The organism is Methylobacterium sp. 2A (assembly GCF_009806555.1).
Lineage (GTDB): Bacteria > Pseudomonadota > Alphaproteobacteria > Rhizobiales > Beijerinckiaceae > Methylobacterium.
This window is the reverse complement of sequence record NZ_VUOK01000010.1, coordinates 1-26,446: the sequence shown is the minus strand read 5'-3', so window position 1 is coordinate 26,446 and position 26,446 is coordinate 1. Positions and strand designations below refer to the sequence as shown.

33 protein-coding genes and 1 pseudogene are annotated in these 26,446 nt (G+C 68.7%); 21 read left to right on the top strand and 13 right to left on the bottom strand.

Going from position 1 to position 26,446, the window contains the following annotated elements; translation table 11 throughout:
- Positions 1-31: 31 nt before the first annotated feature.
- The 3 genes from FVE89_RS05170 to FVE89_RS05160 form a co-directional block, all read right to left on the bottom strand.
- Positions 32-931, bottom strand: coding sequence for an MBL fold metallo-hydrolase (locus FVE89_RS05170; protein ID WP_059407845.1), 900 nt, complete (start codon positions 929-931; stop codon positions 32-34).
- 37 nt (positions 932-968) lie between these two features.
- Positions 969-1,181, bottom strand: coding sequence for a DUF2892 domain-containing protein (locus FVE89_RS05165; RefSeq protein WP_059407847.1), 213 nt, complete (start codon positions 1,179-1,181; stop codon positions 969-971).
- A 74-nt stretch (positions 1,182-1,255) separates the two neighbouring features.
- The gene (locus tag FVE89_RS05160) at positions 1,256-2,041 is read right to left on the bottom strand and encodes a sulfite exporter TauE/SafE family protein (RefSeq protein WP_059407852.1); all 786 of its coding nucleotides are present in this window, start codon (positions 2,039-2,041) and stop codon (positions 1,256-1,258) included.
- Between the two features lie 215 nt (positions 2,042-2,256).
- On the opposite strand from FVE89_RS05160, the gene FVE89_RS05155 reads away from it, so the two are divergent.
- On the top strand, positions 2,257-3,933 hold the full coding sequence (locus tag FVE89_RS05155) for a bifunctional protein tyrosine phosphatase family protein/NAD(P)/FAD-dependent oxidoreductase (RefSeq protein WP_059407854.1): 1,677 nt from the start codon (positions 2,257-2,259) through the stop codon (positions 3,931-3,933).
- Positions 3,934-4,216: 283 nt separating this feature from the next.
- On the opposite strand, the pseudogene FVE89_RS05150 reads toward FVE89_RS05155, so the two are convergent.
- A pseudogene (locus tag FVE89_RS05150) lies at positions 4,217-4,486 on the bottom strand (metalloregulator ArsR/SmtB family transcription factor); the annotation flags it as partial.
- Positions 4,486-5,145, bottom strand: coding sequence for a peroxiredoxin (locus FVE89_RS05145; protein WP_059407858.1), 660 nt, complete (start codon positions 5,143-5,145; stop codon positions 4,486-4,488). The gene FVE89_RS05145 and the pseudogene FVE89_RS05150, both read right to left, overlap by 1 nt.
- A gap of 229 nt (positions 5,146-5,374) precedes the next feature.
- Between FVE89_RS05145 and FVE89_RS05140 the strand changes: the two genes are divergently transcribed.
- From FVE89_RS05140 to FVE89_RS05110, 7 genes are all read left to right on the top strand, one after another.
- The gene (locus FVE89_RS05140) at positions 5,375-6,799 is read left to right on the top strand and encodes a cytochrome ubiquinol oxidase subunit I (RefSeq protein WP_059407860.1); all 1,425 of its coding nucleotides are present in this window, start codon (positions 5,375-5,377) and stop codon (positions 6,797-6,799) included.
- A gap of 12 nt (positions 6,800-6,811) precedes the next feature.
- The gene (gene cydB, locus FVE89_RS05135) at positions 6,812-7,822 is read left to right on the top strand and encodes a cytochrome d ubiquinol oxidase subunit II (protein WP_059407862.1); all 1,011 of its coding nucleotides are present in this window, start codon (positions 6,812-6,814) and stop codon (positions 7,820-7,822) included.
- Positions 7,822-7,920, top strand: coding sequence for a DUF2474 family protein (locus tag FVE89_RS05130; RefSeq protein WP_083374277.1), 99 nt, complete (start codon positions 7,822-7,824; stop codon positions 7,918-7,920). Before cydB ends, FVE89_RS05130 begins: the two co-directional genes overlap by 1 nt.
- A gap of 348 nt (positions 7,921-8,268) precedes the next feature.
- Positions 8,269-9,015 (top strand): c-type cytochrome, encoded by a 747-nt coding sequence (locus FVE89_RS05125; RefSeq protein ID WP_083374276.1) that lies wholly within the window; start codon positions 8,269-8,271, stop codon positions 9,013-9,015.
- Complete coding sequence (locus FVE89_RS05120) at positions 9,012-9,944, top strand: c-type cytochrome (RefSeq protein ID WP_244612611.1); 933 nt, start codon at positions 9,012-9,014, stop codon at positions 9,942-9,944. Before FVE89_RS05125 ends, FVE89_RS05120 begins: the two co-directional genes overlap by 4 nt.
- A 29-nt stretch (positions 9,945-9,973) precedes the next feature.
- Positions 9,974-10,741, top strand: a complete 768-nt coding sequence (locus tag FVE89_RS05115; RefSeq protein ID WP_059407866.1) for a transcriptional initiation protein Tat — start codon at positions 9,974-9,976, stop codon at positions 10,739-10,741.
- An 8-nt stretch (positions 10,742-10,749) separates the two neighbouring features.
- Positions 10,750-10,962: a hypothetical protein gene (locus FVE89_RS05110; protein ID WP_142582430.1), complete on the top strand. Its 213-nt coding sequence runs from the start codon at positions 10,750-10,752 to the stop codon at positions 10,960-10,962.
- Between the two features lie 39 nt (positions 10,963-11,001).
- Here the strand turns inward: FVE89_RS05110 and FVE89_RS05105 are convergent, their stop codons facing one another.
- The gene (locus FVE89_RS05105; RefSeq protein ID WP_059407868.1) at positions 11,002-11,970 is read right to left on the bottom strand and encodes a substrate-binding domain-containing protein; all 969 of its coding nucleotides are present in this window, start codon (positions 11,968-11,970) and stop codon (positions 11,002-11,004) included.
- A gap of 885 nt (positions 11,971-12,855) precedes the next feature.
- Here FVE89_RS05105 and FVE89_RS05100 point away from each other — a divergent pair.
- On the top strand, positions 12,856-13,227 hold the full coding sequence (locus tag FVE89_RS05100) for a hypothetical protein (RefSeq protein ID WP_059407870.1): 372 nt from the start codon (positions 12,856-12,858) through the stop codon (positions 13,225-13,227).
- Positions 13,228-13,440: 213 nt separating this feature from the next.
- Positions 13,441-13,773: a hypothetical protein gene (locus tag FVE89_RS05095; RefSeq protein ID WP_059407872.1), complete on the top strand. Its 333-nt coding sequence runs from the start codon at positions 13,441-13,443 to the stop codon at positions 13,771-13,773.
- 67 nt (positions 13,774-13,840) lie between these two features.
- On the opposite strand, the gene FVE89_RS05090 is transcribed toward FVE89_RS05095, so the two are convergent.
- From FVE89_RS05090 to FVE89_RS05080, 3 genes are all read right to left on the bottom strand, one after another.
- Positions 13,841-14,626: a hypothetical protein gene (locus FVE89_RS05090; RefSeq protein WP_142582429.1), complete on the bottom strand. Its 786-nt coding sequence runs from the start codon at positions 14,624-14,626 to the stop codon at positions 13,841-13,843.
- A gap of 76 nt (positions 14,627-14,702) precedes the next feature.
- Positions 14,703-15,197, bottom strand: coding sequence for a hypothetical protein (locus FVE89_RS05085; RefSeq protein WP_059407876.1), 495 nt, complete (start codon positions 15,195-15,197; stop codon positions 14,703-14,705).
- A 2-nt stretch (positions 15,198-15,199) separates the two neighbouring features.
- Positions 15,200-15,928: a hypothetical protein gene (locus FVE89_RS05080; RefSeq protein ID WP_142582428.1), complete on the bottom strand. Its 729-nt coding sequence runs from the start codon at positions 15,926-15,928 to the stop codon at positions 15,200-15,202.
- A 220-nt stretch (positions 15,929-16,148) separates the two neighbouring features.
- On the opposite strand from FVE89_RS05080, the gene FVE89_RS05075 reads away from it, so the two are divergent.
- The 7 genes from FVE89_RS05075 to FVE89_RS05045 all read left to right on the top strand — a co-directional run bounded on the left by FVE89_RS05075 (position 16,149) and on the right by FVE89_RS05045 (position 20,210).
- The gene (locus FVE89_RS05075) at positions 16,149-16,457 is read left to right on the top strand and encodes a helix-turn-helix domain-containing protein (RefSeq protein ID WP_142582427.1); all 309 of its coding nucleotides are present in this window, start codon (positions 16,149-16,151) and stop codon (positions 16,455-16,457) included.
- Positions 16,448-16,768, top strand: a complete 321-nt coding sequence (locus FVE89_RS05070) for a hypothetical protein (RefSeq protein WP_059407882.1) — start codon at positions 16,448-16,450, stop codon at positions 16,766-16,768. The genes FVE89_RS05075 and FVE89_RS05070 overlap by 10 nt, the downstream gene beginning before the upstream one ends.
- A gap of 77 nt (positions 16,769-16,845) precedes the next feature.
- Entirely contained in the window at positions 16,846-18,693 is a 1,848-nt protein-coding gene (locus tag FVE89_RS05065; protein WP_059407884.1) for a ParB N-terminal domain-containing protein, read from the top strand.
- Between the two features lie 58 nt (positions 18,694-18,751).
- Positions 18,752-19,132, top strand: a complete 381-nt coding sequence (locus FVE89_RS05060; protein WP_059407886.1) for a hypothetical protein — start codon at positions 18,752-18,754, stop codon at positions 19,130-19,132.
- Positions 19,132-19,302 (top strand): hypothetical protein, encoded by a 171-nt coding sequence (locus FVE89_RS05055; RefSeq protein WP_159392710.1) that lies wholly within the window; start codon positions 19,132-19,134, stop codon positions 19,300-19,302. The genes FVE89_RS05060 and FVE89_RS05055 overlap by 1 nt, the downstream gene beginning before the upstream one ends.
- A 315-nt stretch (positions 19,303-19,617) precedes the next feature.
- Positions 19,618-19,926: a hypothetical protein gene (locus FVE89_RS05050; protein WP_159392709.1), complete on the top strand. Its 309-nt coding sequence runs from the start codon at positions 19,618-19,620 to the stop codon at positions 19,924-19,926.
- 41 nt (positions 19,927-19,967) lie between these two features.
- Entirely contained in the window at positions 19,968-20,210 is a 243-nt protein-coding gene (locus tag FVE89_RS05045) for a hypothetical protein (protein ID WP_059407890.1), read from the top strand.
- A gap of 16 nt (positions 20,211-20,226) precedes the next feature.
- Here the strand turns inward: FVE89_RS05045 and FVE89_RS05040 are convergent, their stop codons facing one another.
- From FVE89_RS05040 to FVE89_RS05025, 4 genes are all read right to left on the bottom strand, one after another.
- The gene (locus FVE89_RS05040; RefSeq protein ID WP_059407891.1) at positions 20,227-20,721 is read right to left on the bottom strand and encodes a hypothetical protein; all 495 of its coding nucleotides are present in this window, start codon (positions 20,719-20,721) and stop codon (positions 20,227-20,229) included.
- Positions 20,722-20,755: 34 nt separating this feature from the next.
- Positions 20,756-21,316 carry a metallophosphoesterase family protein gene (locus FVE89_RS05035; RefSeq protein WP_059407893.1) on the bottom strand — a complete coding sequence of 187 codons (561 nt, stop codon included), beginning with the start codon at positions 21,314-21,316 and terminating at the stop codon, positions 20,756-20,758.
- Between the two features lie 176 nt (positions 21,317-21,492).
- Entirely contained in the window at positions 21,493-23,019 is a 1,527-nt protein-coding gene (locus FVE89_RS05030) for an integrase family protein (RefSeq protein ID WP_059407896.1), read from the bottom strand.
- 441 nt (positions 23,020-23,460) lie between these two features.
- On the bottom strand, positions 23,461-24,129 hold the full coding sequence (locus FVE89_RS05025) for a sigma-70 family RNA polymerase sigma factor (RefSeq protein WP_342389917.1): 669 nt from the start codon (positions 24,127-24,129) through the stop codon (positions 23,461-23,463).
- A gap of 209 nt (positions 24,130-24,338) precedes the next feature.
- Between FVE89_RS05025 and FVE89_RS05020 the strand changes: the two genes are divergently transcribed.
- The 4 genes from FVE89_RS05020 to FVE89_RS05005 all read left to right on the top strand — a co-directional run.
- Positions 24,339-24,698, top strand: a complete 360-nt coding sequence (locus tag FVE89_RS05020; RefSeq protein ID WP_160533037.1) for a hypothetical protein — start codon at positions 24,339-24,341, stop codon at positions 24,696-24,698.
- A gap of 65 nt (positions 24,699-24,763) precedes the next feature.
- Positions 24,764-24,937: a CsbD family protein gene (locus tag FVE89_RS05015; RefSeq protein WP_160533036.1), complete on the top strand. Its 174-nt coding sequence runs from the start codon at positions 24,764-24,766 to the stop codon at positions 24,935-24,937.
- Positions 24,938-24,999: 62 nt separating this feature from the next.
- A complete protein-coding gene (locus FVE89_RS05010; protein ID WP_160533035.1) occupies positions 25,000-25,506 on the top strand; it encodes a CsbD family protein in 507 nt (168 codons plus the stop codon).
- Between the two features lie 49 nt (positions 25,507-25,555).
- On the top strand, positions 25,556-26,446 hold an 891-nt coding region (locus FVE89_RS05005; RefSeq protein ID WP_348644667.1), incomplete at its 3' end, for a PhnA-like protein.

Genomic DNA, 26,446 nt, shown 5'->3' with positions numbered 1-26,446 from the left:
GCTCAGGTACGCCCAATACCGATGAGCCCTGTCAAACGCCCAATTCCGCTCCGCCTTTCAGTTTGACCGGAATGGTCAGGTAACGAACGCCGTTCGCCTCGGCCGGGGGGAACTTGCCGGCGCGGATATTGACCTGGATCGACGGCAGCAGAAGGCGCGGCGCAGCCAGCGTCGCGTCCCGGGCGGTGCGCATGGCGGTGAACTCCTCCTCGCTCACGCCCTCCTTCACATGAACGTTGCGCTCGCGCTGCTCGCCGACCGTGGTCTCCCAGGCGTACACGTCGCGGCCCGGCGCCTTGTAGTCGTGGCAGAGGTGAAGCACCGTCGCCGGAGGCAGGGCCAGCAACTTGCGGATCGAGCGATAGAGGGTGCGCACGTCGCCGCCGGGGAAGTCGGCCCGCGCGGTACCGAAATCGGGCATGAACAGCGTATCGCCGACGAAGACGTGGCCGCCGATGCGGTAGCAGATGTCAGCCGGCGTATGGCCTGGCGTGTACAGCACCTCGACGGCGAGATTGCCGATGGCAAACGTCTCGCCGTCCACGAAGAGGTGGTCGAAATCGCTGCCGTCGGTCTTTAGGTCGGTGGCGTTGAAGACCGGGCGGAAGATCTTCTGGACCTCCTTGATGTGCTCGCCGATGCCGATCTTCGTGCCGGTCTTGGCCTTCACGTAGGGCGAGCCGGAGAGGTGGTCGGCGTGCGCGTGGGTTTCCAGCGTCCAGACCACCGTGTAGCCCGCCTCGTCGGCGGCCGTCAGCATCGCCTCAACGGAGCGAGTGTCGACGCTGCCGCCGTTGTGATCGTAGTCGAGCACCGGATCGATGAAGGCCGCCTGCTTCGTCTCGGGATCGGCCACGATGTAGCTCACCGTGTTGGTGGGCTCGTCGAAGAAGGCTTGGATGACGGGTTCGGGGCCACGGGCTTCGGTCATTGCTTGTCTCCTGTCGGTCGTCCTTGGACGGGTGGGGTCACGCGCCGGGAAGCCGGCGTCGGCAGGTGTTGATCCCTAGGATCGTGTAGGCTGGGCAGAACCCGACGAGGGCGGTCAACGCCATCACGGCGCCGATGCCGACGGCGGCAAGGGCCCAGACTCCGGCGAGCATCGTGTAGCCCAGGCCTGCGATCAGAAGGCCGACGACGAGGCGCAGGATGCGATCGATGCTACCGACATTGGGGGTCATGGCGGTTTTCCTGAAAGGTGCCGTCCGGTGGTCATCGAAGCGGGTGCGGCACCGGGCGCCCGCCTCGGCGACGGTCAAGGCGTCGCGGCGAAAGCGCCGGCGTTGCGGTAGAGCATGTAGCCGGCGACACCGAAGATGACGGTGGCGAATACCGTGTCGAGCGCGCCCTTGTAGCCAGAGAGCCGGTTGGCCAGCCGCATACCCAAGAAACCGCCGACGAGGCCGCCGGCGATGAATTCCCCGGCGACGGCCCAATCGACCATTCCGGACAGGGCGTAATTCGTTGCTGTGGCGAGGCCGAAGGCACCAACGGCGAGCAGCGAGGTGCCGACCGCAGTGATCAGCGGCATGCCGGTGGCGAAGACGAGGCCCGGCACGATCAGGAACCCGCCGCCGATCCCGAAGAAGCCCGACAGGACCCCGACCGCGAAGGCGACGGCCACGACCTTCCAACTCGGTACCGGACCGCATCCGACAGGCTCCGAGGTTCCACTCTGAACCTTGCGACCCCGCAGCATGTGGATGCCCACGACGACCATCAGCATCGCGAAGAGGAAGAGCAGGCGCTGGCCGTCGACCGCCTTGCCGAACGTCGAGCCGACGAGGGCGCCAAGGATGCCGACTCCGGCGAACACGACGGCGCAGCGCCAACGCACGTTGCCGGACCTGGCGTGCCCGACGAGGGTCAGGAACGCGTTGGCCGCGACCGCCAGAGCGCCGGTTCCAATGGCGAGGTGCGGCTGGGCCATGCCGACCACGTACAGCAGAAGCGGCGTCGCCAGGATCGAGCCGCCGCCGCCGATGAGTCCGAGCGTGAAGCCGACCCCTGAGCCGGACAAGATGGCGGGAAGCGCATTCATCGGCGGTGACCTCCGCGTCCAGGGGCCTTGTCGACGACCGGTCGAGCCGGTCGGCGGCCGGCAAGCCCCGATCCCGACTGTCATTCATTTAATAAAAAAACAAAATGAAAGGATCGTCGCTTTCGTCACTGGTGGACCTTCTTGCGGTGGAGGTCAACGTATGATTTATAGAAATCGCAACTCATAATATAAATCTATCAGATGAGGATCTAGCCATGGACGTCAAACGCCTCTCCCCGGACCTGTCGGTGACGGGTCAGCTCGCTCCCTCCGATCTCGCGGCGGCGGCCGAGTCGGGCTTCCGGGCGGTGATCTGCAACCGCCCCGATGGCGAGGGCGGCGACCAGCCGGGCTTCTCGGAGTTGGAGGCCGCCGCGCGTGCGGCCGGCCTGGAGGCGCGGTACCTACCCGTCACGTCGGGCAAGGTGACGGATGGGGATGTGATGGCCTTCCGCGGCGAGCTCGCGGCCCTGCCGAAGCCGGTGCTCGCCTTCTGCCGCACCGGAACCCGCTCCGCGACGCTGTGGGCGCTCGGCGAGGCGGCAGCTGCGCGGCCGCTTCCGGACATCCTGGCTGCCACCAAGGCGGCCGGATACGAACTGAGCGGCGTCGTCCGGCGCATCGCGGCAGGCGGCCGGGTTCCTACTGAGCACGCCGACCAGTTCCACAGTGTGGTCGTCGTCGGCGGCGGGGCCGGCGGCATCGCCGTCGCGGCGAGCCTGAAGGCGCGCAAACCCGACCTCGACATCGCCGTCATCGATCCGGCGGACGTGCACTATTACCAGCCGGGCTGGACGATGGTCGGCGGCGGAGTGTTCGAGCCCGCCGCCACGGCCAGGACCATGGCTTCCCTGATCCCGAACGGCGTGCGCTGGATCAAGGCGGCGGTTGCGGCCTTCGAGCCCGAGCGCAAGGCGGTAATCTTGGAAGGGTGCCGGGTGGTGCGCTACGACCGCCTCGTGGTCGCGCCCGGCCTCAAGCTGAACTGGGCCGGCATCGAGGGGCTCGCCGAAACCCTCGGGCGGAACGGGGTCACCTCGAACTACCGCTACGACCTCGCCCCCTACACCTGGGACCTCGTGCGGAACCTGCGGGCGGGCCGCGCCGTCTTCACGCAGCCGCCGATGCCGATCAAGTGCGCCGGCGCCCCGCAGAAGGCGATGTACCTTTCCGCCGACCACTGGCTGCGGCAGGGGCGGCTCGGGGACATCGCGGTCGAGCTCTACAATGCCGGTCCAGTCCTGTTCGGCGTGAAGGAATACGTCCCGGCCCTGATGAATTACGTGAAGCGCTACGACGCGAACCTGAATTTCAATCACACCCTGACCCGGATCGACGGTCCGGCTCGGCGCGCGTGGTTCTCGCGCAAGACGGAGGAGGGCGGCAGCGAGACGGTTGAGACCGGCTTCGACATGATCCACGTCGTCCCGCCGCAGCAGGCGCCCGACTTCGTCCGCGTCTCGCCCCTGGCCGATGCCGCCGGCTGGGTCGATGTGGACCCCGGGAGCCTGCGACACCGTCGCTTCCCCGAGGTCTACGCGCTCGGCGACGCCTGCAACGCGCCCAACGCCAAGACCGCCGCCGCCGCGCGCAAGCAGGCGCCCGTGGTGGCCCACAACCTCCTCGTCGAGATGGGCCACCTGCGCGGGGCCGAGGTCGCCTACGACGGCTACGGCTCGTGTCCGCTCACGGTCGAGCGAGGTAAGATCCTGCTCGCGGAGTTCGGCTACGGCGGCAAGCTCATGCCGAGCTTCCCCGCATGGCTGATCGACGGGACGAAGCCGAGCCACCTCGCATGGCTCCTGAAGGAGCGGATGCTGCCTCCAATCTACTGGAAGGCCATGCTCAAGGGACGCGAATGGATGGCTAAGCCGGAGAAGGCAGCCGCCTGAAGCTAAGCGGCGCCGGCTTTGTCCCGGCGCCGCTCGCTGTGCGTCGACGATGCGGGCTCAATCGCATGCCCTCAGCCGACAGCTAGGGTTCCGGACCGTGAGGCACGTGTTCGGAGCGGCGCGCCAGCGCCAGCGAGCGGCGCTAGGAACGGAGCGACAGCGTCCGTCAAGGTTCTCCGACCTGACCGAACATCGCCGCTTGGCCGAGCGCCCGCGCTCGCGCATCCGGGCTGCGCGCAGGCAAGCTTCTCCGCGGTCGACCCGCGATCAGGATGTCGTCGAACGCGTCGAGGAGGGCCTGCATGCGGGCGTCGCTCAGGCTGTAGAACACCACCTTGTGCTCGCGCCGCGTGGCCACGACCTCAGCGTTGCGCAGCTCCCCGAGCTGCTGCGACAGCGTTGGTTGGCGGATGCCGAGCTGCTGCTCGATCTCAGAGACGGATCGCTCTCCCTCCGCCAGGAGATACAGGATGCGCAGCCGGTTCGGGTTGGCGGCGACCTTGAGCAGGTCGGCGATCAGGATCGCCGTCGCCTCGTCCGTGCCGGAGGCCATCACAGGCTTCCCAAGCGGTAGTACCAGTCCTGCCCCGCAGCGCCTGGCTGGGCGATCTCGTCGCTCGTCAGAGGCGGGTTCACAAGCACCTGGTCGCCGGGTTGCCATCCCTCCGGCGTCGAGACGTCCGATGCGTCGCAGGCTTGGAGCGCCTGCACCAGCCGAAGGATCTCGGCGATGCTGCGGCCCACCGTCAGCGGGTAGGCGACCAGCGCCCGCACGATGCCTTCAGGATCGATGACGAACGTGGTCCGGACGGTGGCGCTCGACGTCGAGCCAGCCGGCAGCATGCCGTAGGCCCGGGCGATGCCCATGGCGGGATCTTCGACGATAGGGAATGGCACCCGCACGCCGAAACGCTGCTCGATGCTGTGCTTCCAGGCCAAGTGGGAGGAAAGGCTGTCGACGGACAGGGCGAGCAGGTCGCAGTCGGTGTCCCGAAAGGCCTCGTAGGCCTGGGCGAACGCGACGAACTCGCTGGTGCAGACGGGGGTGAAGTCGGCCGGGTGGGAGAAGAACACCAGCCAGCGTCCGCGATACGAGGCGAGCGTCCGCGGGCCCATCGTCGTCCGCGCGCGAAAGTTCGGCGCGACGTCGCCGATGATCGGCGGGCAGGCGGGCGGCGGCACGGGCGGATCGGTGTCGGTTTCGATACTCATGGAACAACTCTCGACGTTTCAACAGTGTGGTCAGCACCGTGGACCTCGCTACGATGCCGGTCAATATGCAAATTCATATCGAGTAGGTCTTCGCATCATAAACTTGTATTGACACGCCCGAGCTGTGGCATATGAAGGCGGGGCGACATTCCGGCGGCATGCTTGGTTCGGTACGGTCCATGGCGGGCCTCCCGGATGTCCCCATTCCCGCCAAAGGCAGCGCCCACGGATGCTGGCCAACCATCTCCCGAGCGCGCTCGACCTCGCCCGCAGTCAGTTCGCCTTCACGGTCGTCTGGCACTTCCTGTTCCCGGCTTTCACCATCGGGCTGGCGAGCTATCTCGCGGTGCTGGAAGCCTTCTGGCTCGCCACCGACAAGCCAGTCTATCTCGACACCTACCGCTACTGGCTGAAGGTCTTCGCCGTAGCCTTCGCCATGGGCGTCGTGTCGGGGCTGGTGATGAGCTACCAGTTCGGCACCAACTGGTCGGTCTTCTCGGACAAGACCGCTCCCGTGCTCGGGCCGCTGCTCGGCTATGAGGTGCTGACCGCCTTCTTCCTGGAGGCGGGCTTCCTCGGGGTGATGCTGTTCGGGATGGAGCGGGTGGGCCCCCGCCTGCACTTCCTGGCGACCTGCCTCGTCGCGGGCGGCACGCTGCTCTCGGCCTTCTGGATATTGTCCGCCAATTCCTGGATGCAGACGCCCGCGGGCTACTCGCTCGATGCCGACGGCCGGTTCGTGCCGGAGAGCTGGACGGCGGTGATCTTCAACCCGTCCTTCCCCTACCGCTTCGCCCACACCGTGACGGCGGCCTATCTGACGACGGCGATGATCGTCGGCGCGGTCGGCGCGTGGCACCTGCTGCGCGACCGGACCAATCCCCGCGCCCGGCTGATGTTCTCCATGGCGATGTGGATGGCGGCGATCGTCGCCCCGGTGCAACTGGTGCTCGGCGACCTGCACGGCGGGAACAGCTACCACCACCAGCCCGCCAAGGTCGCGGCGATGGAGGGCCACTTCGACAGCGTGACCCGCGCGCCCTCGATTCTGTTCGGCTGGCCGGACGCGCAGGCCGCCGAGACCAAATACGAGATCGGCATCCCGGGCCTCGCCAGCCTCTATCTCGCGCATGATCTGAACGCGAAGGTCACGGGCCTGAAGGACCTGCCGCGCGACACGTGGCCGACCAACCTGCCGCTGGTGTTCTGGGCCTTCCGGGTGATGGTCGGGCTCGGCATGCTGATGATCGGCCTCGGCCTGTGGTCGCTGTTTCTGCGGTACAAGGGCCGCCTGTTCGAGACGCCCTGGCTGCACCGCTTCGCCGTGGCGATGGGCCCCTCGGGGCTGATCGCGGTGACGGCGGGCTGGGTGGTGACGGAAACCGGCCGCCAGCCCTTCACGGTCTACGGCCTGCTGCGCACCGCCGACAGCGTCTCACCCATCGCCGCCCCCGCCGTGGCGGCCTCCCTCGCGGCCTTCGCGCTGGTCTACTTCGCGGTGTTCGGGGCGGGCATCTGGTACCTGTTCCACCTGTTCAACCAGACCCCGCGACCGCACGAATCCGGCCCGCCCGTCGGCCAGCCGGTCCGCACGGCGGGCATTACTCCGGCGCCGGCACTCGCCGGTGACGCGCACCTGCAACCGGCCGAGTGAGGGGAGGCTGTCATGGACCTCGATCTAACCCTCATCTGGGCGATCCTCATCGCCACCGCCGTGTTTCTCTACGTGGCGATGGACGGGTTCGATCTCGGGCTCGGCATCCTGTTCCCGGCGGTGCGCGGCAAGGCCGAGCGGGACGTGATGGTGAACTCGGTCGCCCCCGTCTGGGACGGCAACGAGACTTGGCTCGTGCTGGGCGGCGGCGGGTTGTTTGCGGTGTTTCCGCTGGCCTACGCCACGATCCTGCCCGCCCTGTACATGCCACTGATCCTGATGCTGCTGGCGCTGGTGTTCCGGGGCGTCGCCTTCGAGATGCGCTTCCGCATGGCGACGCCGCGCGGGCAGCTGTGGTGGGACCGTGCCTTCTCCTGGGGCAGCTTCGTCGCCGCCTTCTGCCAGGGGATCGCGCTCGGCGCCTTCGTCCAGGGCATCAGGATCGAGGGCCGGGCCTATGCGGGCGGCTGGTGGGACTGGCTGACGCCGTTCTCTGTGCTGACCGGCTTCGCGCTCGTCGTAGGCTACGGCCTGCTCGGGGCCTGCTGGCTGATTTGGAAGACCAGCGGCGAATTGCAGATCCGGGCGTATAACCTCGCCAAGCCCTTGGCGGTGGCGACGCTGGTCCTCATCGCCGTGGTCTCGGCGACGACGCTGGCGATCAGCGCGCCCTTTCGCGCCCGCTGGCTCGGCCTGCCCGGCCTGTTCGTCGGCGCGCCGGTGCCGATCCTGGTCGGGCTCCTGGCGTGGCGCTTCGCCCAGGCCCTAGGGCGGCGGGAGGAGGTCACGCCCTTCCTCTGCGCGCTCGGTTTCTTCCTGCTGTCCTATGTCGGGCTCGGCATCAGCATGTGGCCGTACATCGTGCCGCCGAGCGTCACGATCTGGCAGGCGGCGACGCATCCGAAATCGCAGGGCTTCCTGCTCTACGGCGCGGCGGTGCTGGTGCCCCTGGTCCTGGCCTACACAGCCTACGTGTACTGGCTGTTCCGCGGCAAGGTCACGGCGGAAGCGGGGTACCACTGATGCGCAGGTTCGGCTGGTTCGTGCTGATCTGGGCGATGAGCGTGGCGAGCCTCACGGCTGTCGCCCTGCCGCTGCGGTGGCTACTCAAGGGGGTGTGAAGGGTGTCGGTCTGCCCATTGCAACCGTGATCCTGCACGCCACCCCTTCAGGATGCTTCGGTCCTTGGTAAGTCCCCTTGCGAGGTCGGGCCGAGACCTACCTTTGCCATAGCGAAGCCGGAGCCACTGCCGGTTCGGCGGCTGTCGCGCTCCCGGAAAAGGTCGAGCGGACGTTGGCGCGTTCGACCAGAGGAATGTTCGTGCCGACGTTCTCGACAGTGCATCCTCCAGCCCGGGATGCCAGCGCGCCGCCGCGATGACGGATATTTGTGCTGAGTGCCTTTCCATTGTTCGGCGGGGGGCAGCCCCCCTTAAGCCTGGCTTAAGCAGGACGGCAAGGATGGCGGAATGCATGCACCGTCGGTCAAAGTTTCTCACCTTGCCTTTTCTGCGCTCGTCGCTGTGCTTCCGATGAGTCGCAGGTTGGCTCTGGCGGCGAGCAGGAGTGTCCGCATCGCGTTCGGCGGACTGTTGATGTGTGCTTCTGTCTGCCCAGCACGAGCCATGGACGGTGGTGAAATCGCCCGTAACGGAACACAGGCCGGCGTGCCGGCCTGTGCCTCGTGCCACGGGGATTCCGGGGGCGGAAATGCCGAGGGCGGCTTTCCCCGTCTTTCAGGCCTCGCGGAGGACTACCTCGCACACGAGCTCGACAGCTTCGCCGACGGCAGCCGGGACCATGAGATCATGGGTCCGATTGCCCAAGGCCTAGCACCGGAGGAGCGGCGGGCGTTGGCCGTCTTTTATGCCGGGCTCCGCGCCCCGCCGCCCGACGGGACACCCCAGCCGGACGACACGGCATACGACCGCGGCCGAATGCTGGCGCAGACTGGTGAGTGGACGAAGGCATTGCCCGCTTGCGCACAATGCCACGGCCCAGCTGGGCAGGGCGTCGGCGCCGCCTTCCCGCCGCTGGCCGGCCAGCCGGCCGCCTATCTCGCGGCGCAGCTCTCCGCCTGGAAAGCCGGGACACGCCACAACGATCCCCTCGGGCTGATGAAGGGGATCGCCGACCGGCTGAGCGATGACGACGCCACCGCCGTCGCTGCCTACTACGCCGCTCTTCCTGTCACGGCGATTGGAGGCGGCCGATGAACCTTATGACGCGCTTCACCGGACGGTCCGCAGCCCGCCTCGCGCTGGCAACGGCGATGGGGGGCCTCGCGGTCCTGACGCCCCTCGGTTCCGTAGGGGCCGAGACAACCGCGCCGCCCTTCGTGCCTCAGCCCGATTCCGCCATCTCCGACGACGACTTCGGCCAAGTCATTCGCCTGGGCGAGCGCATCTTTCGCGATACGGGCGCCGAGGCGCGGGCCTTCGTCGGCAACGATCTGCGCTGCACGAACTGTCACCTCGACCGGGGCCGCCTCGGCCATTCCGCTCCCCTCTGGGCGGCCTATCTCGTCTACCCGGCCTACCGGGCGAAGAACCGTCACGTGAATACCTTCGCGGAGCGGCTTCAGGGATGCTTCCGCTACAGCATGAACGGCAAGGCGCCCCCGCTGGGCGATCCCGTCCTGGTCGCGCTGGAGACCTATGCCGCCTTCCTCGCCCACGGGGCTCCCGTAGGCATGAAGCTTCCCGGGCAGGGGTACCCGAAGCTCGCCAAGCCCAAAGGCCTCGATCTGGCCCATGGGCGAGAAGTCTACGCCGCGAAATGCGCCCTCTGTCACGGTGGCGACGGTGCCGGGCAGGCGAGCCCGGACGGGACGATCGTGTTCCCGCCACTGTGGGGAGCCCGCTCCTACAATTGGGGCGCGGGGATGAGTTCGGTCGTCAACGCGGCAGGCTTCATCAAGGCCAATATGCCGCTGAGCCAGGGCAACAGCCTCACCGATGCCGAAGCCTGGGACGTCGCCGCCTATATCGACAGTCGCGAGCGACCGCAGGACCCACGCTTCACCGGCGATCTCGCGGCGACCCGCAAGGCCCATCACGACAGCCCTTACGATTTCTACGGTCAGGCCGTGGACGGCGTGACGCTCGGTGAGGGGGCACCTCCTGCCGGGACCGTGCCGCACTGAACAGCAACTGGCCCCCTGGGAGCACGATCATGACCCTCGAACGCCGCAGCCTGCTTGCCCTGGGCGCCGGCCTCGCCGCAGGCTTGGCGGACGCGCGCCCGGCCGGGGCGACCACCGCCGCCGACCTACCCGAGGGCAGCCGAAATCTGCGGGACCTCACAGACCGTCTGGCGAGGGCCCCGCGCCGGCGGGATTTTAAGATCGTGCCGATGATCCTCGACCGACCAGATTTCTGGGACCACGAGGCCCTGTCAGAGGTGATCGCCTACAAGGGAGGCCCCCGCCAGGTCTGGGACAACACCGACATCGGCGGGCCGTGGCTGAACCTCATGCGCAACGCCCTGAACAATCAGGTCTGGTCATTCAAGCATCCCGATTTTCTGGCCGCCTCGGCGACCCACGGATCGGCGAATGTCGCCCTCTACGACCAGGCGATGTGGGACAAGTACCAACTCACCAAGCTCGCGGGCGAGGCGTTCAAGACCAACACGCTGATCGTGCGGAAGAAAGCGGCTCAGGCGGGGGCCGCGAACTACCAGGACCCGGCGGGGATGTTCTCGCCGGAGAACAACACGATCCCGGCGCTGATGGCCCGGGGCGTCGTATTCCTCTCGTGTCACAACGCAATCTGGGAACAGGCGGGGACGCTCATCCGGCGCGATCTGAACCCGGACAAGCTCTCGCACGATGCGCTGGCGGAGCTGACGAACCATCTCATTCCGGGCGTCGTCCTGACCCCCGGCGCCGTCGGCACGCTGCCCGAGTTGCAGCAGGCCGGCTTTCATTACGCGAAGTGAGGCCGACAGTGCAGGGTCTGAGTGTCGGATGTCTCGTCGGAATCCTTGTCCTCAGCGCGGTGACGGCGGTCGAGGCCGCCGGCCGGACGAAACGATCGGCGGAGGCGGCCTATCTGGAGGAGGCCTTCGCCCACGATCTCTGCACCCGCGACGACCGCGCCTTGCGCAAGCTCAACCGCGCCCTGTCCCGCAGCCCGAAGGCCTCGCCGGTCCGCCGATGAGGCGAAGCGGCCCGGCGTCACGACGATAGTCCGCAGTCCTCACGGCCGGTATTGGCCAAAACCATAACGGGAGAAGACCGCTCGCGCGTCGTCGCCCATGAGGAAATCCAGCCAGAGCTTCGCCTCGGCCGGATGCGCGGCGTCCTTCACGACCGCTCCGGCATAGATGCCGGTGGCGTTCTGCTCGTCCGGGATGTCGATGCGCTCGGTCGGTAATCCAACCTGCTCTTCGAACAAGGTTTCCGAACGCCACGTGACCCCGGCCTGTGCGCGTCCCTGCATTAGCCAGACCGGCGTCTGGCGATGATGCATCCGCGTCAGAAGCGTCGTCCCGTCGGCGACCTTTGTCTCGTAGACGGCCTTCACCAAATCATCGTCCCCCGCCTTGGCCAGGGAGGCCTTGATCTGGCGAGCGACACCTTCGAATTCGGGATTGGGCATGGCGAGGGTCAGCCCCGGCCGCGCAAGATCGGCCAAGCCCTTGATGCCCGCCGGGTTGCCCTTGGGCACCATGATCGCAAGCTGATTTGTCGCGTAGATCGTCGGGGGGCCGAGAAGATCGCCCGCCTCAATGAGCCGATTTACCGCCATGAGGCCCGAGAAGTACGCATCGGGCTTGGCCGTCCAAGTCATGTTGCCGACGGTAATGCGCCCGCCGGCCTTCATTTGGCGGACGAGCAGACCCGGCGGAATCGTCTCGTAGTAGATCCGGCCCTTGAGCTCAGGGTGCTTCGCCTCGAAGGCCGCCACCAGCGGCGCCATCGCGAAGAAGTAATTGCCGCCCACGTAGAGCACGAGGCGCGCGTTGGTCAGGTCGCCATGGAAGTCGGCGAGGTTGTCGGCCTCCTTAACCGTGAATTCCAACCCCTTGTCGACTGCAGGGTTGTTGGCCCCAGCTTGCCATGGGGGAAGCCGGCCTACGTGGGAATCGATCGCGTGGCTCGGGGAGGCTTGAACTACAAGTAAACAGCAACCCAAAGCAAGGCTGAGAAACCTGATTTGAGGCATCGAAATCGCCTTCCTTTTACGCCGGACGGAGACGTCGCCGTTGGACCCTGTAGCTTAAGTCAAGCTTAAGGATAAGTTGTGGAGCTCAAACCAGCTCTGATCCGGCTTGCCAAGCTTGGAGCTTGCACCGGGCCACAATGGCGTCCCCTGATACGAAGACGTCAAATCCCCTGGCGACGTGGCTGCGGGTGAGATCCGCGGAATGATGAGGCTATCATCCAGGACAGTGAAAGCGGCATTGTGAATGGTAGCTGGGTATCCCGTAGAGCTACAAACGAAATTGCTGGATGGTCCGCTTTGAAGAAGGTGCCGGAGCGTTCTGAACGGCCGTGTTGGGCGCTAGGCGGAATGGCCGCTTTTGGCAGCCGGCTTGCGATAGGAATCCGCGGCAACCAGTTGATGGCCAGCTACGACGCCCCCGGGGCCAGGCCGACGCCGCCCGAGCCAAGGACGGCCTTGCCGCGCAGGTCGCGGCGGCCCACGCCGGCCCCCTCCAGGCATTCCTCGACCGGCTCATGCCGGCTGTCCCCTCAGCCAAGCCGTGCCGCCTCACCCGAGCGACCGGCTTCCCCGAGGGCATGCGGGACAGCCACGCGCGCACGCAGCTTCGGGCCGGTGACATCGCCGGTTGGGGGTGGGACCGCCTCTGCGCCGCCGCGGCCTCGCTGGACCACGAAGTCGTCGTGACCCTCCGGCCGCGAGTTCGCGCCGAAGCGTAGTCCGACGTGCGCCCACCGTCGGGCGCTGTGCGCCCCCTGTGCGCCCTTCAAAATTAACAAATGTTCAGGTTTGGCGGACATTTCACGTTTCGGGGGCATCCTGGCGTGACATGTCTTGGACGTATGCATCGCCCCGGGGCATCCTCCAGCATCGAGGAGCCACCCCATGCGCATGAAGATCTCCACCCTGTCCGAGGCCCAGCGCGTCGCACACGAGCGAGACCTCGGCCGGCGCCGGAAGGCCGGTGAGCGGGAGCGCTTGCGCGACATGGGGCGGCCCGACGCGGCGACGCTGGACAGGGCCCTCGGGGACGCCGTCCGGTCGATCCTATCCCGGGGCGGGGACGCCTTGACGCGCCCGGTCACTCCAGCGGCGCTGCTTAGGCTCACGCAGGAGCATCTCCTCTTACGGTCCGTGCGGGCGGAGGAGGCTGGCCGGGAGCCGGTCCGCTACCGCTCCGAGGCCGTCCTCGCAGCGATCCAGGACCGCCTGCTGACCCCGCCACGGGGCGCACCAGGACCTGCAAAGGCCGCCTAGGATCCCTCGAAATCCGCGTTACCAAGATCGCGACAGCCGATTCCGTGGAATGGAGTAACGGTAGGACAGCCCCTCGGCCCCAAAACCGCTCGCTGGACACGTCCCGGTTAACCGGAGGCCAGGGATACCGCTCGAAAGGCGGGCCGGCCCTCTGGACGAGGGAGTCCGCCCAGGCCCATCTTGAGGGTACACACCGCCGCCAAGGAGGCCCCCATGAACGCGATCGCCGCCGAGGTCATGATGGACTGCGGGGGGAGGCTCGCCTCGATCGGCAGCGCGATCCACCTCGGCGTGCAGCTCGCTGCGGCTGAGCGGAGGGCCCGGCGGGACGAGGCAGTCGATTCGGTGACCCGGCTGGCCTACAGGCTGCAGGACGCCCGCGCCGACCAGCGCGAGGCCGAGGTCCGCGCGGTGGCTGCCGAGGCCCGCATCGAGGTCGTGGAGCGGGCCCTCGCCCGGGCCGTTGCAGAAGCGGCCGCGCTGCGTGAGGCTCTGAGCGTGGAGCGGGAGTTCTCGGCCGGCCTGCGCGACATCATCGGCGCCTGAGGACGCCCGCTGAGATGCGAGGGGCCGCCGGGATCGCCGGCGGCCCTTTCCGTTCTTGTCGCAGACCTCAGCCGAAGGCGGGACGCGCCCCCCCACGGCGGCGGTCATAGGCCTCGTCGTCGTCCTCGGTCGGCAGAACCGCCGGGCGGGGGCCGCGCGTCGCCATGGCCGCCACCTCCGCCCGGTCGTTGGCCGCGGCCCTGCGGATCTGGGCCAGCATCGCCCGCATGTCGTCCCGGGCCGGGGCAGCCACGGGCGCGGCTGGAGCCGGCGGAATCCCGGGGATCGGGGTGCGGCCCTGGACGTGGGCGGCGACGACCCACGTGGTCAACTCACCGAGGTGACGCAGCTGGTTCGGCGAGAGGCCACCCAGCCACTGGACCAAGTGCGGCGGCAGGTCGGCATCGTGGAGCGGGATCATCCGGACGTCGCCGGCTGCCCGGGCCCCGGCGGAGGCCTGTACGGCGTTGCCGAGCATGGCGGCGGCATGGAGCTCGGCTCGGGCGGCGGGAGGCACCTGGGTCAACGTCTGCGCCGCCATGCTGTCGTCCCGGCCGACGGCAGCGTCCGCGACGTCCCGGGGTCCGACGGGCCGGCGGGGCAGTAGCGCGCCGAGCGTCGCACCGAAGGCGCCGGCTGCGTAGTCCAGCACCTGCGCCGGACCGGACAGCCCCCGGCCGGCGACGTGGGCGACGTGGCTGGCGCCGTCCCTCACGCCTCGGCCGACCATGCGGACGTCGGCCGCGATCGCGGCACCGGCCTCTTTCACGCCGCCGAAGATGGCGCGCAGCGCGGCCATGATCATCGCGGCGATGGCCCGGGCGATCCGGGCGAACCTGTCAGAAACGGACATCTCAACCTCCATCACGGCCTGTGCCGCGAACGGAGCCTCCCCCCGCGGCATGAAAGTTACCAGGACAAGTCACGCCTCAGCGCCGCGGACCGCCGTACCCGCGCGCGTTAACCTCCGTCATGATGGCCTCGACGTGCTGCTCCCATGCCCGGCCCGGGCCACCCTTGCCGGACCGGCCTTCCCGACCGTCGGATCCCTCCGTGAGCGAGGAGAGCCGGAGCGGTACGACGTATCCGAGGTCGTGGCATTGGCCAGCTGTGCCGGCGAGGACGTGGTCCTGGATTTGCCAGTCGGCCGTCCGGATGATGCGGCGCAGCTGGCTGTCGTCCATCTTCGCGAGCCACGCCCGGACCTCGGGCGGCAGCGGGGGCGGCGGCCCGAGTGCCAGCTCGTACTGGTCTCGCTGGATCGTGCGCACGTGCCGGCGAATTAGGTAGCCCAACGGGGCGGCCGTCGACCTGAGCGGCTGCCGTGGGGGCGCAGCCGGTGGGGGCGGCTCAGGCACGGCTGCCGGCGCCATCAGGCCGTACCAGCGAAGGATAGCGACGAAGATCTTTCGCAGCGTGGTCATTGTCACTCTCCGAAAAGGCAGGCGCGCAGCGCCGGGGGGAGCTGCCTCCGGTGCGCGTAGACGAGCGCCCGGGCATGCGCGGCCTCGACGACGTCGAGCGAATCAGTGCTGGCGAGGCGGTGCCCCTCTGCCAACGCCACGGCGCTCCAGCCCACCCCATTCCGCTCCCGGGCCTGGTCCCCATCCAGCCCTGACAGGTGCCGGCACGCCACGAGCAGGTCGGCCCGGACGTCAGGATCCCTGACGGCGGCGACGTCCTCCGGCGCGGCAGGCTGGGCGAGCCGGCGATCCACCGCCGCGACGACGTCCCGGGCCTCGGCGAGGAGCGCGTGAGCGAGGCGAACCTGCCCGGGCGTGAGCCGCCGGGCCCCGGCCAGCCCCCAAGCCAGGGGACCCTTCGATCTGAATGCCCACGCGTGCCTGGCGAGCTCGTCTGCGAGGGCGTCTTGAACGGCGGAGAGGGCGTCCTCCTCCACGCCGCGGTTCGCCTGCGCGACGCGGGCGTGGTGGGCTAGGTCCTGCCGAACGTCCTGCTCCCACCTGGAGATCCTCTTTGCGAGGTCGGGCACCCCCGCGGCGGATGCGAGGTCCCACACGACGACGCGGTCCTCGATGCGCAGGCCGGCCTTGGCGGTGGCGTTGGGGAACCGGCGCAGGAGGTGATCGGACAGCTCGGTGCGCCCAGCGATCCAGCGCCCGTGGCCCGCCCGGCGCCACGAGAGGTCAAGCAACTCGGGCGTTTCCGCAAGAGTTGACGCGGTCTTCGCGCCAAGGATCGGGCAATCTATCCTTTGAAGCATCGGCGTCCCCGATCTTTTGCAAATGATACCGAGCGGCAGTTCGCTTCTCGAACCGAAAAAAACTGCGCGTACCCTCATTTTCGCTCTTGCGCGCAAATTCGCAAGTGGCTTAATAAGAGGAATATCAATAAATTTATCAGGGATGACTTGAATGAATGCCGCACCCTTCTCAGGTGCAGGGAGCCTCGTGCCCGTCGTGAGCTACGAGCACATCGTCGCCTTGCTGCGCGCTGGCGTGGCCGAGGCCGGGAGCCAGCGCGCGTTTGCGCAGGCCTGCGGGATCCACGAGGGAGACCTGGGCCAATGGCTCAAGCTCCGCCGGCTCCCGAGCGAGCGCGCGATGCATTTCGTCGGCGTCGAGCGGCACCTCGTCCTCGTCGGGGATCCGATGCGGACGCTCTGGACGCCTGCCTCCCCCGCCCGCCCGGTCCCCGCTCCGGAGGCCGCGCCTTGCAGCTGACCGCTCGCCAGATCCGCGCCCGCATCGCTGCGGCCGCTCAGGAAGCCGGGACCTCCAAAGCCTTGGCCACCGCCGCCGGCATGAGCGAGAGCCGCGTCTCGAAGAGCCTGCGGTCCGGGGCCCACGTCCCGGATTCGCTCCTCGCCGCCGCGGGCATGTGGCGGGACGACCAGGGCGACGTCCGCCTTGTCGGCGACCCCGGCCCGGCGCGGGTGCAGATCCTCGTCGTGCAGGCGACCGGCGTTGCCGGCGTGACGGCCGCGATCGCCCTCGCGTCGGCCGCCCTCGGCCGAGAGGAGCCGCCTAGCTGACCGGCTCCCCCGCCGACGCGCCCGGCGACAAGGGCGCCCCACCCCGCTACCCGCCCCGAAACTGATGGTGCTGCATCATGTTCAAGACGCTCCCCCTCCACATCCTCATGCACGGCCACGACACCTCGGCGCCCGAGGGCGTCGTCAACGTGCGCCTCGCCGGCCGCGAGGATGGCATCGACCAGCTCGCCGCCTCGATCCACGCCCTTGGCCTGCTCCTGCCGCTCACGGTCGTCCCCGGCGCCGGCCAGGCCCACTACGTCGTCGACGGCAACCGCCGTCTCGCGGCCCTCCGGACGCTCGCCTGCGACGGCCGAATCCGCACGGACGCGCCGGTGGCCGTCATCGAGTGCGACGCCGAGACTGCCCGCGAGCGCGGGCTCAGCGCGAACATCACCCAGTCCCGCATGCACCAGGCCGACGAGTACCGGGCATTCCACGCCCTCCAGCAGGAGGGAATGGATGAAGCGACCATCTCGGCCCGCTTCGGCATCGACGCCGTCCGTGTCCGGAGGATGTTGGCCCTGGGCAAGCTCGCCGACGAAGTGCTGGATGCCTGGCGTGCCGGCGACTTCGGCCGGGACCCTGTCGACACCGTGAGGGCTTTCACGCTCGCGTCGTCGCTCGACGAGCAGCGCGCAGTCCTGGAGAGGCTGCGCGGCGCCGGCCGGCTCTACGCTCACTGCGTGCGGACAGAGCTCGGCGTGGGGGACCATGACCTGAGCCGCAACCTCGGCTTCGTCGGCCGGGACGCCTACGTCGCGGCGGGCGGCGGGATCGTCGAAGACCTGTTCGGCGAGAACCACCGGGTCCAAGATCCTGCGCTGCTGAAGCGGCTGGTCGACGAGAAGATCGCGGCCGAGGTCACGTGGCTCGTCGCCGACGGGTGGTCTTGGGCGGCCAGTGACGAGCACCTGCCGGACAACTGCCGCTGGTCCTGGCAGGTCATCCGCGCCGAGCCTCGCGCGGCCACCGACGCAGAGACCGCCCGCCTTGAGGAGCTCCAGGCGATCATCGACGCCGACGGCGACCCCGTCGGCGTCGCCGCGGCCGAGCAGGAGGCCGAGGACATCGAGACGGACATGAAGCAGGACGGCTACACGCCGGAGCAGAAGGCTCGCTCAGGCGTGATCCTCCGGATCGGCCGGGACGGCAAGATCGACATGACCTTTGGCGTCGTCCGCCCGGCAACGGCTGCCGTCGCGAAGGCTTTCGCCAAGATCGAGGGCGGGGACGCCGCCAAGGCTCTGCAGCAGGCGCAGGCCGAGCAGCCCGAATCCGTGGCGATCTCGGCGGCTCTGACGCTCCGGCTGTCGCAGCAGCGCACGCTCGCGATGCGCGACGCGATGCTGGCCTCGCCGCAGGTCGCCCTCGCCGCGCTGCTCGCCACGGCGATCTCCCAGGACTCCTACAGCTCTCCGGTCCGCATCACCCTCAACGGCTACAACGAGGCGCCCGGCGGCCAAGCCTCCGACGCTGAGAAGTATGAGGCGGCCTTCCAGAGGCTGGCGGACCTGCCGCTCGATGCGCTGCTGACGGTCGCCGCCGGCGTGGCCGGGAAGGCGCTCGACCTGCAGATCCACTCGGTCGGCGCCGTCCCGTCCAGCGCCAAGGGGGCCAAGGCCCTGGAGGCCCGCCTCGACGCCACGCGGATGGCGGAGGCGACTCGGGAGCGCTGGGACGCGGCCAACTTCTTCAAGTCGGCGCCCAAGGCCGTGGCGCTGCGCGCCGTCGCGGAGGCCCTGGGGCAGCCCGAGGCGGACCGGATCGCCGGATCGACGAAGCTCGAGATTGCCGCGGTCGCGCTGGCCCGGGTCGTCCCGACCGGCTGGCTGCCGCCCGAGATCCGGCCCGTCGGCTACGCGGTGGCCCCGGCGGCCGAGGCGGCCCCCGCGCCGAAGCCGGCTCGCAAGAAGGCCGCCTGACCCCCGCCGGAGCGGCCGCCCGGTCGCCCCGGATCCCCCGTCACAGGAGATCGCCCCCATGATCGAGCCCGCCTCCGACACCGCCATCCCCGCCCTGATGCAGGGCCTCATCAACATCGACGATCCCCAGGCCCTGGTGAACGCCCATGCTGCCGCCGTCGCCGCCGGGCAGGGTCCCCTCGCCGAGCAGGTCGCCCGATTCGCCGCCCACCTCGGGCAGGAACTCCGGGCGACGACCGCCAGGGTCGACCACGACGTCCGGCACACACACGAGAGCTCACACGAGGAGCTTTGGGCCGAGAGCGACGCGGCCGTGGACAAGCTCCGGATCCTGGAGGGAGTGCCCGCCCTCAAGGCCGCCATCGACATGCTGCCCGAGGATGACGTGGCGGAGATCTGGGGGATGTACGGGCCCTACGACGACGGGGAGGACGAGTGATGCCCCGCTACGTCGAGGACCTTGATCGCAATCGAGACGACGACGACGGACAGGTGCGCGAGTTCCTCTGCCCCTGGTGCAACGAGGCCCTCGATCTAGGCGAGGGCGTCTTCCTGGAACGGCACCCCGAGCGGTTGTTCGTCTGCATCGACTGCGCCTGCAGCAGCTGAGCACCGCCGGAGGCCCACGCCTCCGGCCCCTCCACCGGCCGCCTCAATCCGGGGCGACCCGTCGAGGGGCCTACCCACCGCCCGACCTCGCGGGCAGATCTCGGAGCACGCCGACATGGCCATTCAGATCACGCATGACGGTATCAACCTCATCGTCCAGACCCCGCACGCGAACCTCAACTTTAACCGCCGGATCAAGGACATGGGCGGCCGGTGGGAAGCCAGCGCATGGCGGGTCGACGCTCGCAACGAGGCCATCGTCCGAGCCGCCCTGAAGAGGTCTTACGGGTGGGATGGCACGGGGAGCCGGACACCGTGTCCATGCAGTGCGACATCGACAAGGACAGCTGGCGGTCGCCGGTCGAGGTAGCGGGCCGCCTCATCGCCCGCGCCTTCGATCGCGACTCCGGAGCCAAGCTGGGCGACGGCATCGTGCTCCTGTCCGGGAACGTCACGTCCGGAGGATCCCGGGCGAACTGGAAGACGATCGTCAGCGCAACCGTCGTGATCCACGACACCCCCCGGAAGGTCTACGAGAAGGCGCTCGTCATGGGCTACACCGGCGTCACCGACGTCCGGCTGTTCGTGCCCGACGTCGAGGAGCTGGCCGAGGGCGTGGACTGACCCATTCACCTACACGCAACCTCGACGACGTAGGATGGCCCATGACCACCAGGATCATCATCGACGAGTTCGACCGCCAGCTCCGTAAGGCGCGCATCCATGGCGTGCCCGAGCGTCGCGATCTGCGCCGGCGCCGGGCCCGGCTGATGGTGCAGGTCTCTGCGTCCACAATGCCCGAAATCCCTCGCCTAGCCGAGGACGTGCAGCGGGCCGTGGCGGGGCCGCACTACACCCTGGGCGAGATCTTCCAGCTCGCGCTCATCCGCCTGCCCGCCCGAGTCTGACGGGCCGCCCCGGGCCCTAGCGGAGCTCTTGCGCCTGGGGCGTCAGGGAGTGGAGCGCGTCGATGTCCGGGGCGGCCCGGACCTCTCGGCAGGCGTAGATGTCGTCGGCGAGCTGCTCGAATCCGTTCTTCTCGGAGCCGCCCCACACAGCCGATGCGGTGTGCCGCGTGAGCGCGACGACGGAGAAGCACCTGTTGATTGCCCCGTGCATCTTGTCGTCGGACAGCCGGATCTCGATGTCGTCCGGCCAGGCAAAGAAATTGAGGACGAAGGCCGAGACCTCCGTCTCCTCGGGCAGCCGGGCCTCCCAGGCATCGCAGGTGGACGCCAGGACGACCAGCGTTTTCTTGTCAAACGGGGGGAGCTTGACGTGCTTCCAGAGCGGCCGGTCGTAAAATTTCTCCCCAGCCGGGATCCGGCGGGCGACGAACTTCATCGGCGGCCGTCCGTCGGGATCGGCCTCGTGGAACCGGTGGCTGATGGGTCGGGCGGTGCGGGTGCGCCAGGGCATGCCCCATCGTGGCAGCCTGACCTTACCGCCTCATCTACGCCGCTTCGGCAAGGGCGGCGGCCGCCTTTGCCCCCGCCTTCCGGGCGGCCGTCTCCGCCAGGGCCTCCCGGATTTCGCTGAGCTGGACGGGGGCCCAGGCCCAGCAATCGACCCCGACGTCCAGGCTCGCCGACGTACCGGGCAGGCTGCCGTGCGAGTGCCCGTAGAGGTGCAGGTCGCCTCGGTGCATGCCGTACCACACGCGCTGCGCGTAGTGCCCCAGGACCATTGAGACGCCGTCGACCGTGACGAGAGCCCGCTCCTGCTGGCTTGCCCAAGACAGTGCCTTCTCCCGCGCGTTGTCGTGGTTGCCCCACACCAGGTGCTTCTTGCCGGCGAGGCGCGAGAAGATGTCCCGGCACCTCTCGGCTGACGCGCCGTAGGCGAAGTCGCCGAGATGCCAGACTTGGTCGCCCGGGCGGACGCGGCCGTTCCAGCGCGCCACGAGGACCTCGTCGTGCTCCTCGATCGACTTGAAGGGGCGGGGCCGGGCCATCCTCGATCCGAGGATACCGACGTGGCCGAAATAGGTATCGGACGTGAACCAGACCGTCATGGCGGCCTCCGGGCATAGGGGAACGCGTGCCGGCCGGGGCGTCCCGGCGGCGGTGGCTGGCCTCAGGCCAAGGGGCGTTTGCCTATGCGGAGGAGCGTGTTCATGGCGGCAAACTCGGGCATCTGGACCGGCCGGGCAAGGGGGGGGCGACCGGCAGGATAGGGGTTATCCCTGGGCTACGCGGCGGTGGCGAGCTCCTCGGGTATGTCCTCCTCCCCCGCCTCGGGCTTGCTCCGCTTGCCCTTGCCGGCGAGCTCGCGCTCCCGGCGCCGACGGGCTAACTCGGCGCCGAGCTCGATGGCCGGGGGGAGCGCCGAGGCGGCGGCCGCGGCCTGCTCATCCGCCCACGCGCACCAACGCGCCATGAGGGGCTGCTTGATGTCGAGACGATCGTCATCGGTGTAATGGCGCTCCAGGACGTCGTCGCTCCTGTAGCCCTCATTGTGGTCAAGGATCATCTTGACCGTGTCGCGCGGGATCCTGAGCGTCGCCTGACAGACCGTCGACAGCCCGCGGCGGAGGTCGTGCGGTGAGGCGGCGATGCCCATGTCGAGGATCCTGTGATTGATCGCCGCATCGGAAAGGTGGCCACCGAAAGCGGCGCCGATCCGGGCCGCCCGGACCTGCGGGAATAGGAAAGCGCTCCCGGCGGCCGTGGCCCGAGCCATCTGCTGCTGCACGAGATCCCACAGGGCCGGGGGCAGCGGCAGGGCGTGCCTATGCTTGTCCCCGCGCTTGGCCGCGGTCTTCCGGTGCGCAGGTCCCATCGACCAAACGCCCCAGCCGGGCACTTCCTCCCACGGGACGAAATCCTTGACCAGGGCCTCGACGACGGGACGCCGCCGCTGCCCGGTCAGGACGAGAAGCTGAAGGGCCGAGGCGACCGTCGGATTGAGGACGCCGGTCCGGGCCACCGCCAGGATGCGCCCGATCTCGCCGGGCTTGGCCGTATACCCGCCCGGGACCTTACCGTTCGCCCGCAGCTTGTCGCCCGGCGTCCGCTCGGGCGCCCGCAGGGTGGGGATACCGGCCTCGACGCCGGAGCGCTTTCGGTGCTCATGCCGCGCCAGGTAGCTCCACATTGGTCTCAGGACGGACGCCAAGTGCTCGGCGTGTCGCTCTCGGCCGCTGGCATGCACCGCGTGGACGACCGTCGCGAGGTCCTCGATCGTGATGCGCCGGACCCGCCGTCCGGCAAAGGTCGCGAGCTCGGGCGAGTGGAGCAGCTTCCGGTAGTCCGTGTACGTGGCCGACCGCCTGGTGCGCGCGACCTCCGCCAGGAACGCCGCAAGGGCCTCCTCCCAGGTCCACTCGCCGGCTCGCTGGATCTGGTCCTCCCAAGCCTCGACGAGGGCGGGGTCCCGAGGCGCCGGGTTCGGCTCCTTCGGGGGGAGCTTGTGCATCTGCCGGAGCCGGCCCTCCAGCCAGCGGTCGTCCGGGACCCCGAGCCGGTCGACGAGCCGGCGCCTGGCCTCCGTGGCGATCGCGCGCGCATCGGCGAGCCGGAGCATGTCGGTCGAGCCGAGAGTCAGCCTGTGCGTCCGATGTCCGGATTCGAACTTGAATGCGTACTTCACCCCACGGGGCCCGACGCGCATCAGCAGCCCGGGGCAGCCGGCGTCGATCAGGTCGTACGCCCGGCCCTTGGGGACGGCGTCGGCGATCCCCTGCTTGACCAGGGCCTCGGTGAGTTTGACGGGCATGCGAGCGGCTCGGGCGGATCTCGGGCGGACGTTCTCGGGCGGATCGCCGCCCGGGCTCATCCCCTCCGCTACCAAGCTTCCCTTGCCAGATCCTTGATCGAATACGATAAATACCTGGGCTTCGTCGTTTTCCCGTGCATGTCGATGCGCCCGGATGGAGCCCAAAACCGCCCGTCACGAGGAATCATAATCCTTGTGTCGGGGGTTCAAATCCCTCCCTCGCTACCAAAATCCGGTGTGCTCTTATCGGGACCGGCTATGCAGGTTTCGAGACCCTGGACCCCGCGTCCGGGGCTTTTTGCGTTTCAGACAAGGATCTCGGTCGAGTCGGCCGAAGAGCCGCATCTCGGAAACGTCGTGCGCGTTCGCCCGTGACGACGAGGGCGGGATCAACGGTTTCGCTTCGACGTACCTGTCCTGAACTTTCGTCCGGGAGGCCGATCAAGCGTCTCCGAGTTCGGCGGCGAGCCGGTCGCGGGCGCGGCTGACCCGGCTCTTCACTGTCCCGGGCGGGCAGCCGATCCGCGCAGCGGCGACCTCGTAGGTCAGATCCTCGATGGCGATGAGGAGCAGCGCCTCCCGCTGGGCCGGGTCGAGCCGGTCGAGCGCTTGCTGGACATCCTGAACGTCGAGGCGGTGCTCCTGATCCGCCAGACAGGATAGACTTGCCGCGTGCCTGCCCTCCGGGTCGGGAATCTCTCTGGGGTACTTCAATCGGCCGTTGAGGTGGCCGTTGCGCAGGATCGTGAAGAGCCACGCTCTCAGGCCGGTGCCGGGCCTGTAACTGCTACGATGTTCCCAGGCCTTGAGCAGGGTGAACTGGACCAGGTCTTCGCTCTCCGTTGCGTTGCGGGTCAACGACAGCGCGTATCGGCGAAGATGTGGCGCCGCTTCGATGAGGTCGGCCGAAAAACAGCGCTCCAGACGCGTCTCAGCCGCGTCCAGCGCCTCGGACAGACGCCGCACCGCGACAGCCAAAGGGGAGCCCTCGTCCAGATCTGCAGCTTCTGGGTAGAAAAATCGAAGTTCTCTCCCGAGCTCGGTACTCGCGAACGAAATCATGACGGCGTCGGGGACGGGCGAACGGCATTGTTCGGCGACATGCTGCACGGCGGAAGGCTCACCATCGTTCGGACTTGCAGCGCGCAGGACCGTTTATCGCGTCCTCTCGCTGGGTAGCATCAATCTTTGGTCGCTGAAGCCCGCGTCAATGATACGCGCATACCAGGATCTGAACATAAATTTTGGAACCGCCTTTTGCGCAACCGGTTCTTGCTCGCTGCCAAAGAGGTTGCGGCACGCAAAGGCAGGGGCGAGCCGTGACGGCGGACGTGGACAGGCAGGAACTTCGGCAGATCATCGCCGGCCCGAGCCGAGGGCTGATCGAGGAGCGCGCCAATCTGCGCAGCTCGGATGCGAACCGGCCGGACGCCCATGTCGGTGATCTGCCGGCGCGCGTGCGGCAGATCCTGAACTCGGTCTGCTCCGACCTCGACGACGGGGCCTTCGCCCGAAACCGCGATCCGTCGCGCAAAACCGTGCGCGATCACGCTGCCACACTCGACCGCAAGATCGGAGTCCCCATGCGGGGCGAGGCAGTCATCTGGGGCGGGGACCGGTTTTTCCTTGCGCCGCTCCGGAACAAAATGATCGATTTACCAGTATGTTTTGCTCATTGAAGATAGGTGAGGACTAGTCATTTTATCGTCGGTGTGGCGGTTTCTCGAAAATGCACGGATCAGCCATGGCCGAAGACAGAAATTCATCTTCCGCCGAGCACCGCAAAGGCTCGGTGAAAGAAGCCCTCGGCAAGCTCACCGGCGATGCCCGGGTCGAGGCTGAGGGCCGGCGGCAGAAGCGGGACGCCAAGGCCCCGAATCTCGGCCCTTCCCAACCCGCAAGGCCGAAGCGCGGCTGACGCCCCCACCCGGAACGGTCCGACGGGGTGTTCCACAACACGCGAACAGACAGGAGAGCGACATGGTCGACACGGATCGGATCACGGGTGCAGCCAAGGAATTCGGCGGCAAGGTTCAGGGGGCCGTCGGTGATCTCACCGGCTCGAAACAGAACGCGGCCGAGGGCCGTGCCCGCGAGGCGGCCGGCACGGCCGAGAATTTCTATGGCCAGGCCAAGGACACCGTCCGCGACGCCGCCGAGCATGTCGCCGACACCGCGCGCGACATCGGCGGCCGGATCCGCGAAGCCGTGGGCGGTCTCGTCGACCCCGACGACGTTGAGGACCGCGCGCGCCGTGCGCAGGGCGCCGCCGAGGATCACCTTGTCCGTGCCCGGCGGTCCGTGCGCGGCGCGGCGGACGACGCCTCCGACTACGCCGAGGAGGCCTATGAGCGCGGTGCCCACGCCCTGCGTCACGGCGCCCGCGGTGTGAGCGGCCAAGTCGCCGCGTACCCGCTCGCCTCCCTGCTCATCGCCGGCGCCGTCGGCTTCGGTCTGGGCCTGCTCGTCAACGCGACCCGCGACTGAGCCGGTAGCAGGCCGCAACTTCGAACGACCAACGACCCGGAGTATGAGAGTGACCCTCCAGACGACTGTTCCCCCGCTCGCCACGACAGCCGCACAGGCTGACACGCGGGCCTTGCTGCTCAACGAGGTATCCTGGGGCGCGATCTTCGCCGGTGCGGCGACGGCGCTGGTCACGCAGGTGATCGTCAACCTCGTCGGCGTGGGGGTGGGGCTGGCCTCGGTCGGCACCACGGCCGCCGACAACCCCTCGGCCTCGACCGTCTCGCTCGGCGCGGGCCTCTGGTTCGTCGCCTCGGGCCTCGTCGCCTCGCTGGCCGGCGGCCTGATCGCCGGCCGCCTCTCGGGCAAGCCCCTGCCGGGCGCGGCCGCGCTCCACGGGCTGGTCTCCTGGGCGGTCACCACGCTCGTGGTGCTCTACCTGCTGACCTCGGCGGCCAGCGGGCTGGTCGGCGGCACGCTCAGCACGGTCTCGGGCGTGCTGGGCGGCGCGAGCAACCTCGTCGGCGGCACGGTCCAGACGGCCGCCCAGGCCGCCGCGCCGTCGCTGTCGAAGATCTCCAACCCGCTCGAGGGCATCGAGCAGAGGGTGCGCGAGCAATCCGCCGGCCAGGATCCGCAGGCGGCCCGGGACGCGGCGGTGGCGGCGGTGCGCGCGGTGCTGACCGGCGACCCGGCGCAGAAGGAGCAGGCCAGGAGCCGGGCCGCGGACGCGCTGGCCAAGGCGCAGGGGATCACGCCCGACCAGGCGCGGGCGCAGATCGACGACTACCAGAAGCAGTACGAGCAGGCGGTGTCCACCGCCAAGCAGAAGGCGGAGGCCGCCGCCGCGACGGCGAAGTCGGCGGCGATGCAGGGCGCCTTCTACGCGGCGATCGCGCTGATCCTGGGGGCGCTGGCGGCGTTCCTGGGCGGGCGGCTGGGCGCGCCGAAGCCGGCCACG

Bases quoted from the DNA above. Each gene is read 5' to 3' on its own strand.
- FVE89_RS05170 (WP_059407845.1), bottom strand. From the start codon at position 931: ATGACCGAAGCCCGTGGCCCCGAACCCGTCATCCAAGCCTTCTTCGAC.
- FVE89_RS05165 (WP_059407847.1), bottom strand. From the start codon at position 1,181: ATGACCCCCAATGTCGGTAGCATCGATCGCATCCTGCGCCTCGTCGTC.
- FVE89_RS05160 (WP_059407852.1), bottom strand. From the start codon at position 2,041: ATGAATGCGCTTCCCGCCATCTTGTCCGGCTCAGGGGTCGGCTTCACG.
- FVE89_RS05155 (WP_059407854.1), top strand. From the start codon at position 2,257: ATGGACGTCAAACGCCTCTCCCCGGACCTGTCGGTGACGGGTCAGCTC.
- FVE89_RS05145 (WP_059407858.1), bottom strand. From the start codon at position 5,145: ATGAGTATCGAAACCGACACCGATCCGCCCGTGCCGCCGCCCGCCTGC.
- FVE89_RS05140 (WP_059407860.1), top strand. From the start codon at position 5,375: ATGCTGGCCAACCATCTCCCGAGCGCGCTCGACCTCGCCCGCAGTCAG.
- cydB (WP_059407862.1), top strand. From the start codon at position 6,812: ATGGACCTCGATCTAACCCTCATCTGGGCGATCCTCATCGCCACCGCC.
- FVE89_RS05130 (WP_083374277.1), top strand. From the start codon at position 7,822: ATGCGCAGGTTCGGCTGGTTCGTGCTGATCTGGGCGATGAGCGTGGCG.
- FVE89_RS05125 (WP_083374276.1), top strand. From the start codon at position 8,269: ATGCATGCACCGTCGGTCAAAGTTTCTCACCTTGCCTTTTCTGCGCTC.
- FVE89_RS05120 (WP_244612611.1), top strand. From the start codon at position 9,012: ATGAACCTTATGACGCGCTTCACCGGACGGTCCGCAGCCCGCCTCGCG.
- FVE89_RS05115 (WP_059407866.1), top strand. From the start codon at position 9,974: ATGACCCTCGAACGCCGCAGCCTGCTTGCCCTGGGCGCCGGCCTCGCC.
- FVE89_RS05105 (WP_059407868.1), bottom strand. From the start codon at position 11,970: ATGCCTCAAATCAGGTTTCTCAGCCTTGCTTTGGGTTGCTGTTTACTT.
- FVE89_RS05100 (WP_059407870.1), top strand. From the start codon at position 12,856: ATGCGCATGAAGATCTCCACCCTGTCCGAGGCCCAGCGCGTCGCACAC.
- FVE89_RS05095 (WP_059407872.1), top strand. From the start codon at position 13,441: ATGAACGCGATCGCCGCCGAGGTCATGATGGACTGCGGGGGGAGGCTC.
- FVE89_RS05090 (WP_142582429.1), bottom strand. From the start codon at position 14,626: ATGTCCGTTTCTGACAGGTTCGCCCGGATCGCCCGGGCCATCGCCGCG.
- FVE89_RS05085 (WP_059407876.1), bottom strand. From the start codon at position 15,197: ATGACCACGCTGCGAAAGATCTTCGTCGCTATCCTTCGCTGGTACGGC.
- FVE89_RS05075 (WP_142582427.1), top strand. From the start codon at position 16,149: ATGAATGCCGCACCCTTCTCAGGTGCAGGGAGCCTCGTGCCCGTCGTG.
- FVE89_RS05065 (WP_059407884.1), top strand. From the start codon at position 16,846: ATGTTCAAGACGCTCCCCCTCCACATCCTCATGCACGGCCACGACACC.
- FVE89_RS05060 (WP_059407886.1), top strand. From the start codon at position 18,752: ATGATCGAGCCCGCCTCCGACACCGCCATCCCCGCCCTGATGCAGGGC.
- FVE89_RS05055 (WP_159392710.1), top strand. From the start codon at position 19,132: ATGCCCCGCTACGTCGAGGACCTTGATCGCAATCGAGACGACGACGAC.
- FVE89_RS05045 (WP_059407890.1), top strand. From the start codon at position 19,968: ATGACCACCAGGATCATCATCGACGAGTTCGACCGCCAGCTCCGTAAG.
- FVE89_RS05040 (WP_059407891.1), bottom strand. From the start codon at position 20,721: ATGCCCTGGCGCACCCGCACCGCCCGACCCATCAGCCACCGGTTCCAC.
- FVE89_RS05035 (WP_059407893.1), bottom strand. From the start codon at position 21,316: ATGACGGTCTGGTTCACGTCCGATACCTATTTCGGCCACGTCGGTATC.
- FVE89_RS05030 (WP_059407896.1), bottom strand. From the start codon at position 23,019: ATGCCCGTCAAACTCACCGAGGCCCTGGTCAAGCAGGGGATCGCCGAC.
- FVE89_RS05015 (WP_160533036.1), top strand. From the start codon at position 24,764: ATGGCCGAAGACAGAAATTCATCTTCCGCCGAGCACCGCAAAGGCTCG.
- FVE89_RS05010 (WP_160533035.1), top strand. From the start codon at position 25,000: ATGGTCGACACGGATCGGATCACGGGTGCAGCCAAGGAATTCGGCGGC.